The organism is Roseiarcus sp., assembly GCF_052145395.1.
GTDB lineage: Bacteria > Pseudomonadota > Alphaproteobacteria > Rhizobiales > Beijerinckiaceae > Roseiarcus.
Window position 1 is genome coordinate 1 of the sequence record NZ_JBKQOT010000495.1, and the last position, 8,329, is coordinate 8,329.

Annotated in this window: 7 protein-coding genes and 1 tRNA gene; 1 reads left to right on the top strand and 7 read right to left on the bottom strand. The window is 63.4% G+C overall.

Annotated elements, in window-relative coordinates; genetic code table 11:
* The 6 genes from ACLP25_RS16855 to ACLP25_RS16880 form a co-directional block, all read right to left on the bottom strand.
* Positions 1-1,039 (bottom strand): class I SAM-dependent methyltransferase (locus tag ACLP25_RS16855; protein ID WP_442470336.1); only part of this gene is annotated, 1,039 nt, incomplete at its 3' end.
* A 102-nt stretch (positions 1,040-1,141) separates the two neighbouring features.
* A complete protein-coding gene (locus tag ACLP25_RS16860) occupies positions 1,142-2,629 on the bottom strand; it encodes an arylsulfatase (protein ID WP_442470337.1) in 1,488 nt (495 codons plus the stop codon).
* 81 nt (positions 2,630-2,710) lie between these two features.
* Entirely contained in the window at positions 2,711-3,289 is a 579-nt protein-coding gene (locus ACLP25_RS16865; RefSeq protein WP_442470338.1) for a hypothetical protein, read from the bottom strand.
* Positions 3,290-4,541: 1,252 nt separating this feature from the next.
* Positions 4,542-5,186, bottom strand: a complete 645-nt coding sequence (gene rdgB, locus ACLP25_RS16870; RefSeq protein WP_442470339.1) for an RdgB/HAM1 family non-canonical purine NTP pyrophosphatase — start codon at positions 5,184-5,186, stop codon at positions 4,542-4,544.
* Entirely contained in the window at positions 5,183-6,616 is a 1,434-nt protein-coding gene (locus ACLP25_RS16875) for a M48 family metalloprotease (protein WP_442470340.1), read from the bottom strand. The genes rdgB and ACLP25_RS16875 overlap by 4 nt, the downstream gene beginning before the upstream one ends.
* A 59-nt stretch (positions 6,617-6,675) precedes the next feature.
* Positions 6,676-7,557: a thermonuclease family protein gene (locus ACLP25_RS16880; RefSeq protein WP_442470341.1), complete on the bottom strand. Its 882-nt coding sequence runs from the start codon at positions 7,555-7,557 to the stop codon at positions 6,676-6,678.
* Between the two features lie 38 nt (positions 7,558-7,595).
* Here ACLP25_RS16880 and ACLP25_RS16885 point away from each other — a divergent pair.
* Positions 7,596-7,672, top strand: a tRNA-Arg gene (locus ACLP25_RS16885).
* 72 nt (positions 7,673-7,744) lie between these two features.
* Here ACLP25_RS16885 and ACLP25_RS16890 read toward each other — a convergent pair.
* Positions 7,745-8,329: tyrosine-type recombinase/integrase (locus tag ACLP25_RS16890; RefSeq protein ID WP_442470342.1), on the bottom strand; the 585-nt coding region annotated here is incomplete at its 5' end.

Genomic DNA, 8,329 nt, shown 5'->3' on the forward strand with positions numbered 1-8,329 from the left:
GGTTGATCAGCACCGCCACGCTGCCAGGGGGCAGACGTTCCCGAACGCACACAGTCCACGGGAGCGCGATAGGCACGTAGCTCCGCCAGCGATCCCCGGCAAACGTGATCGATTGGCTCTCGTCGACGCTGTCATCGCGGTACGCAATGAAACTGTGCGACACCATGGTCCCGCGGAAAAGTTCGACGGCCGCGTGCTGCTGCCGCGAGGGCAGCGCCGCCAGGCGCAAAGCGTGAGGGCTGCGGGCCAGGGCCCCGCATTGCGCGAGGTAGGGAGCCTGTTCGGTCCAGCGACCGAAGATCATGCCGCAACGGTCAAGCCACGCATATAATTCAGGCACGGTGTAAGCGCGGTCCTGGGGATGAAGAAGGGCGTCGGCCATCGCTTCCGGACGCCAGAAATCCTTCGACCGGCGCAGCAAGCCTGTGATCGGGTGGTCCGCCGGCAGAGCTTTGAGCGCAGCGCCGAGCGTTCGGAGATCCATCTCCGAAGGGTCAACTTCGAGCAGGCGGCAGTACTCCTGCATCATATAGATTCCAGCCCTGCCGTAGCGCGCGTACACCATGAGGCGCATCGCGCCGCCCGACCGCAGAACCTCGCGAAGGGCGCAGAGGCCGGCGTCCGGATCCTGCAAGTGGTGCAGCACTCCGGTGCAAACCACCAGGTCGAATGATCGACCCATTTCCCGGACTCGCTCGATTGGGAGTTTTTGCAATTCGAGATTTTCGAGATTGTACTTCCGCTGAAGGTCGCGCGTGTGCCGCAAGCTTGCGTCGCTCACGTCGATCGCCGTGATCCGGGCGGCGGGCTCGCGGAGCGCGTATCTGGCGGCCTGAGAGGTGCCGCAGCCTGCGATCAAGATCTCCTGGTTCTCACAGGGTTGCTTCCAAGGCCATATCAGGTGGAACTCGGCTCGACGACGGTCCGGATTCTTGTACAGGTCACGGTGATCATCCAAATCGGCGAGCGGCGCCGGATAGGGCATTCTCTCGTAGAATTTGCGAACTTCCTCGCTGCGGTTCACGGGCCGGTTCACCATGGTCTGTCAGCCCTCGGTGAGATCAGGTCCACCGAGGGCGTCCGTTCAAATCAGCGAGCCAGCGCCAAAACGCGCTGCCGTTCTTGCGGATGACCGTCGACGTCAGGCATGCCCGCCGTGGTTCGACACCTGCGCCAGCACGGCGTCGAGGTTGAACGAAGCCGGCTTCTGGCGCGGCGGGTACTTGACGAAGTTCTCGATCTCCGCCGCCACCGTCGCCTGCATCAGGTAAAGTTGGGGCACGTGATCAACCAACCAATCGAAGTAAGTGTTGGAGTTGACGTCCGCCCGTTCGAACGGGTCGCGACGCAGGTTGTAGATCAGCGGGATCCTTAACTTCACCAAAGGCTGCGCCCAGGCCATCATCCTCGTTGCGGTCTGTATCGCCAGGTTGAACTTATAGTCCCCGACCCGAACCGCCATGACCTCGCCGTCGTCGCTGAAGTACATGATCGCGTTTCTCGGACTCTCCTTCACCGCGCCGGTCACGTAGGGAAGGATGTTGTACCCGTCCAGATGGACCTTGAAGGTCTTGGCGCCGACCGAGCAACCGTCGAGCAGCTTCTGCTTCACGTCCGGATCGCCGGCGGCGGCCAGCAAGGTCGGGAACATGTCGATGTGAGAGATGATGCCGTTGAAGACCGAACCCGCCTTGATCTTGCCGGGCCAGCGCAGGAACGCTGGCACCCTCCACGCGCCCTCCCAGTTCGTGTCCTTCTGGGCGCGGAAGGGCGTGTTCGCGCCATCCGGCCAGGTGTCGTTCTCGGGGCCGTTGTCTGTGGAATACATGACGATGGTGTTGTCGGCGATGCCCAACTCGTCCAGCTTGTCGAGCAGTTCGCCGACCTGTTCGTCGTGGGTGACCATCCGGTCGCTGTAGTCGTCCTGCCCGCTCTTGCCGCGATTCTTGTCGGCGAGGTGGGTTCGGAAATGCATGGCGGTCGAATTGTACCAGAGGAAGAATGGCTGCCCCGCCTTGGCCTGTTTCTCCATCCAAGCCAGCGCCCCTGCGGTGATCTCCTCGTCGATCGTTTCCATGCGCTTCTTGGTCAGCGGTCCGGTGTCGGTGACCGTCTGGCCGCCCTTTCCGTCGGACAGGCTGTGCAGGACGCCGCGCGGTCCGAACTTTTTCTTGAATTCCGGATCCTTGGGATAGTCCGGCAGTTCCGGCTCCTCCTCGGCGTTGAGGTGGTACAGGTTGCCGAAGAACTCGTCGAACCCATGCACGGTCGGCAGATATTCGTCACGGTCGCCCAGATGGTTCTTTCCGAACTGACCGGTCGCATAGCCGAGCGGCTTCAGCATTTCCGCGATGGTTGCGTCTTCCGCGTGGAGACCGACCGTGGCGCCCGGCATCCCGACTTTCGTCAGCCCGGTGCGGATCGGGTTCTGGCCGGTGATGAAGCATGCGCGGCCGGCCGTGCAACTCTGCTGGCCGTACCAATCGGTGAAGATCGCGCCTTCCTCGGCAAGGCGGTCGATGTTGGGGGTTTGGTAGCCCATCATGCCATAGCTGTAACGGCTGATGTTCCAGTACCCGATGTCGTCTCCCCAAATGATGAGGATGTTTGGCTTGTCAGACTTGGTCATATGACCCTCCCTGGGTTGTTCTCTCGTTCAAAGGCGCCGACGACCAGAATCGCGATAACTGCAGCATACATAACCAAAGTGTCATTCCTGAAACAGCTTGAACGCCTTTCGGCCGCTGGTGAACATGAGATTCCAGAGGGCGTCGGCTCCGATGATTTCCGCCACCTCGCTGATGGCGAAGAACGGAATGAGCGCGACGAAGAAGATCGCCGTATAGGTCGCGAAGCCCAGCAACGTCCCCCCGCCGAAGTCCTCGATGCTTGTCGCTAGCGGGAGATCCTTGAACCAGGCTCGGATCGCCTCCTCAGCGATGTGGAACAAAATGAGGACGATGGTGAACATGAGCGACCGCCCCAGGACGATCCAGGCGAGGGCCAGGCCCGTCAGGCGCCGTCCGAGGTTGAGCGCCTGAAAGATCAGAATGACTTTGCCGAAGATCAGCGCGTTGACGATGGCGAAGCTCTCGTTCCAGACGCTGATGCCGTTCTCATGCAACAGCATGTGCTTGTAGGTGGCGAAGAGGAGAAACAGGACCCAGAGATAGAGGGTGATGATGGCGTAGTGCTTCAGTTCGTCGACCGCCCGTTCTTCCAGGCTCGCCTTCTCCGCGCCTGTGGCCGCAGCGCCGGTTTCCGGGCCTGTCTTCGCGGCGTTCTGCATCTCGTTTCTCCGCGCATATCAGTCGATGATTTGATCCATCACTTGGTCCTGAGACGGGCCTTGTCTTGTCGGCCGTGCAAGCGGAATCGAGCGCAGTCGGGCGTTCGCCATGGTTCGCTGAATGACGAGCACGCGCAAGGCCAAAAGGCTCTCCTTGTGGTCGGCAAGTCCGAAACCGACCGTTTGCTTCACTGGCGGCAGATACGCCGTCCGTTCACGATCCGGCAATGCGGTCCGACAACGGCGGCGCCCATTGGCCTCGAGCCCACCATGACCGCACTCGCGGGCGGACGTCGAACGCAGCCCGCATGGTAGACGGCTGCCGCGCAATAAACAACAGCGTTCGCTTCGGTAATCGAAAACGCCAGCAACATAGCAACAATGGCGTATTTCATTTCGAACGCTGCCTCAGAGGTTCCTCCATCAGGACGTTAAATCAAACCTTTATTTTTTGATAGTCCTGGAGCGTTCTCAAATATGAATGGCTAGACCATGGTGATGCAAGCGGCGAAATCTACGCAAAGGATTAGCCTAGCGCTCATCGGCGGCACGTCGCGCGCGGCCGAGACGATAAGCGAAGACGATGCACATGCCATCGGAGAGCACGCTTACCTGGACTTTTATTCGGAAGTCACAATGGACCTGACACGAAGCGACGCCATCAGTAGCGGCGATAGTAGGATTGATGGCCGTATCGACGCGCGTATGCATGCGCATAGGGGCGATAGCGGTAGGCGCCGCAGGCTCCATACACACGCGGCTCGGCAACGCGATAGCCCATAGGATGGCAGCCTCCGCAGAGTCCCACGCGTCATTCCGGGACCGCAACCGTAGGCGACGGGCGTCACACCGGAAGCCGAGTCGTTGAGCGGCGCGAAGGGCATGGCGCTGGCGGGGACCGCCACAAGACCGGACAACGCAATTGACGCCGGATACGTTTTGCTCTGCCAGGGTGGACAGCGATTGCTTGCGAAAAATAGACATAATTGTTAAGATGATTCTGTCTTTCGGAATCAGCCCGCCATGCCGTCCGCCGTTTTCTTGTCCTGCCGCCTTCGTCTCGCATGCCTTCGCATGCCGGTTCGCGGCGTTTTTCTCGGAACTCCAATGCAAGCCCTTGAAAACGCTCGAAACACGGGTGAATAAGAGCCCCGTTTCGGGTCCCGAACGCGTGCCGAACGCGTGTTGAAGCCCATCCGAATGGGCGCCGAACGGCCTCCCGGCGGCGCCGGATGAGCGCCACCACCCCGGCTCACAGGCATTCGCGGGCGAACTTCTGGAAGGCCCGCGCCCGGTGCGACAGCGCGAGCGAGCCGTCGGCGGGAACGCCGTGCTTCTCCTCGGCGCGCATTTCCCCAAAGGTCCGGTCGTGGCCGTCGGGCAGGAAGATCGGGTCGTAGCCGAAGCCGGCCGTTCCCCGCGGCGGGAAGACGAGATCGCCGTCGACCCGGCCCTCGAACGTCTGGATCCGTCCGTCAGGCCACGCGAGCGCCAGCGCACTGACGAAATGCGCCCGCCACGGCCGCGGCGCGCCGGCGGCCCGAAGCTCCCGCTCGATGCGGGCCATGGCGGCGGCGAAATCCCTAGAATCTCCCGCCCAGCGCGCCGAGTAGATCCCCGGCGCGCCGCCGAGCGCCTCGACGCAAAGCCCCGAATCGTCGGCGAGCGCCGGCTCGCCGGACGCCCGCGCCGCAGCCTCCGCCTTGATCGCCGCATTGTCGCGGAAGGTCCGGCCCGTCTCCTCCGGCTCGGCGAGGTCGAGTTCCGCCGCGCCAACCGCCTCGACGCCATGGGGCGCGAGCAGCTCGCGAATCTCCCTGAGCTTGCCGGGATTGTGGGTCGCCGCGACCACGCGGCCGGAAAGGCGGCGCGCGCGTTCGGGAGTTTCGGCCGTCATTGGGACACCACCTTGTAGCGCTGGCCGGCGTTCAGCGGAACGCCGCGCTCGAGGCCGTTGAGGATCAGGAACTGGTCGAGCGCCTCCGGCAGGAACGCCATCCGCGCCGCCATCGTATCGGCCGTGTCGACGCCGCCGGCCGCGACGATCTTGATCGCCTGGGGCGCGGCGAGCGCCGAATCGCGCGCGTTGATCAGATGGAACGAATCGAGCGAAGCGCGGAAACGCTCGTCAACCGCCGGCGACAGCGTGCGCGCGGCGAAGATCAGACGATAGAGGCGGCCATTGAGCCGGACCGCGCCCAGCCGGAAACTCCACTGGTCGCCCTGAGCCTTCGCGGTCGCGGCGTCGAGACCGCCGATCTGCAAGGTCTCGACGTCGGTCGTCTTGAGCCCGTCGATCCAGCCGGACGCGATCGCGCTCGTGACGGGAGTGGAATCCGGGATCGGAATGCTGTCGAGCCGGAGCGCCTCAGCGCCGCCCTCGCCGACGCCGATCAGCGCCGCGGACTGGTTCTCGAGTGTGAATCCGGACGGCGCTTCGAAGGCGAAGCCGAGTTTCGGATGGATGAATTCGGTCCCGCGCACGACGCCCTGGGACGGATCGTCGCCGAACAACAAGCCGTCGATGGCCCCGAGATAGGCGTCCCGGCCGGCCGGCCGCTCCCCGGGCGGCCCGACCTTGCGGGCTTCCGCTACCGCCTGGGCGATCCGCCCCGGCGTCGAGGGGTGCGTCGCCATCATGTCCGGCCGATCGGCGGAGCGCGCGCCGGAGACCGAGGCGCTCAATGCGCTCCACTCGCCAAGCGCGGTCAAGAAGCGCGCGGCGCCGTAGGGATCGTAGCCCGCCCTCGCGATGTTCTTAATGCCGATTTCATCCGCCTGGAATTCCTGCTCGCGCGAGAAGCTGGCGATCGACAGCCTCGACCGGGCCTCGACCTCCTCCGAGTTCTGGGAACGGTCGAGCACCTGCGCGTTGACCCTAGCGAAAAGCGCCGCAGTCTTCGCGAACTCGGCCCGTTGCGCCGCGTGGCGCGCAGTGACATGCGCGATCTCGTGAGCCATGACGGCGGCGATCTCGGACGTGTCGTCAGCAAGCGCGAGCAGGCCACGGGTCATGAAAATGTCGCCTGAGGGTAGCGCGAAGGCGTTGACGACCGGCGAATCGAGCAGCGTGACGCGATAAGGCTGGCTGGACGCGTCCGACGCGTCAGCGAGCTTTGCGAGCACGCCGTTCAAAAGCGTCTCGGCCGAGGGCGCCCGGTACTCGCCGCCGAACGCGTCAATCAGGCGCTTCCGCTCCGGGCTGACGGGCGCGACGGCCGGGCGCTGCTCCGGCGGAGCCGTCTCCATTTTCGCGGGTGCGGGCGGCGCTTCGACGGAGGCGCACCCGGCGAGGCCAAGGCCCAAAACTGCGGCCGCGAGCGTCAAACCGCGCCGCCATGCGCCTGTCCTTGCCAAGGGCCAGCCGATCTCCAGACTACGAACAATCATAAACGAGGCTTGCCCGCTCCCAGCGCGTCCGAGGGACCCAGAAATTCGATCATCGCCGGCTCGCTGACCTCGAGTCTCGGACCCAAACGGTTGTCGAGCGCCCCCCGCACACGGATCGTCTGTCCGGCCGCGGCTTCGAAAGAATGCCCGGCTCTCGCGAAAGCCTGTTCGAGCTTTCGCGGGACGACGATCGTCGGACCGCCCTTTGGAACGAGGTCAAGATAAAGGCGCGAGCGACCAAAGCCAACCCTTCGCACCCGGCCCTCGATGACGACGAGGCGTCCGTCGCTCCGGTGGAGCGCCTCCGCGTCCGCTGCGTCCACGACTCTGTAAGCCGGATCTGCCCACACGCCGAGGCCGGCTCGACGAGCCTCGTCCTCGAGGCGAAGGCGCTCGGGGGCGCAGCTGCGCGCCTCGAAGGCCGGGGCGACGCGCGCAAATCCGGCTCCGATGAGCGCTGAGGCGGCCGATCCGCCGCTGGCCGCGGGGTCGGAAAGCGTGAGGTCCGCGACGACGCGTCCCCACCGGTCCGTCCCGGCGGCGAGGCGAAGGAGCAGTCCGTCGCGCCCGGCGAAGCGGCTGGCGAGGAAAGACCGCGCCGTGCTGGCGAGATCCGGCGATCGGGCCGGATTGGGCGGCGCTGCGCCGCCGAGTCGGACGGTCCGGCCGTCGGCGAGGACGAGGTCGACCCTTTCGTCGACGTCGATGACCCGAACGGTTCCTTCGGGCGTTCCGCAAGCCGCGCGCACCGGCGCGGCGGCAGCGAGCGAAGCCGCCAAGAACATGGCGATCGCCCCGGGCTGCGCGCCGAAACGGTTGAAGCGTCGAAGAAGACGGTGCGCGGCGCGCGAATCCATGGTAACGGTCTGCCCGCTCACGGCGCTTTCGTCCAGATCGCGCTCAAGGCGTCGGCGCTGTCCCGGTAGCTCAGCAGGATAGAGCACAGGTTTCCTAAACCTGGGGTCAGGGGTTCGATTCCCTTCCGGGACGCCATCCATTCGTTCGGCCATTGAAATATAAGGGAAATCTGCTCTTTTTGTCCCACCGCGCTCTTTGGTGGGACACTTATGTTCGTGGTTTGAACTTGGCCATAGCTCCGTCCGCCAACTTGGTGCGGCCAGCTTCTCTGGTATATCGCTCCACCTCCGCTAACGATCTATGGCCGGTGATCGCCATGATCTGTAAGGTGGTCGCGCCACACTCCGCCAAATAAGCAGCAGCAGCCTTTCTGAGCCCATGGGCTGAACAGTGCTTTAGATCCGCCTCGTCGCATTTCTCCCTGAACCAATTCCCGAATCCGGCCACCGAAAACGGTTTCCCATATTCAGTTACTAAAAACGTCATGTGTTTTATGGGTGTTTCGACTATAATTCTTCTAAGATCTTCATGCACGGGAATGCTCAAATCATTAGGCTTTCGTTTAGCAGTTTTCATTTGCCGATAATTGAGACGGCCGTCTTGTATATGTTGAGGGCCGAGCCTTATCACATCGCCTCGTCTGCAGGCGGTATAAAGCATTAGGGCCATCGCGAGTCTGGCCTTCGTTCCTATCGGATGACGGGCCTCAAACTGGGCAATCTCCTCGGAGGACCATGTATGATGTCCTTCGGTCTGATGTGATAACGATTTCACGCCGATTGTCGGATCAGA

What these genes read in the sequence shown, in the direction of transcription:
- ACLP25_RS16860 (WP_442470337.1), bottom strand. Translation starts at nt 2,629, where the DNA reads ATGACCAAGTCTGACAAGCCAAACATCCTCATCATTTGGGGAGACGAC.
- ACLP25_RS16865 (WP_442470338.1), bottom strand. Translation starts at nt 3,289, where the DNA reads ATGCAGAACGCCGCGAAGACAGGCCCGGAAACCGGCGCTGCGGCCACA.
- rdgB (WP_442470339.1), bottom strand. Translation starts at nt 5,186, where the DNA reads ATGACGGCCGAAACTCCCGAACGCGCGCGCCGCCTTTCCGGCCGCGTG.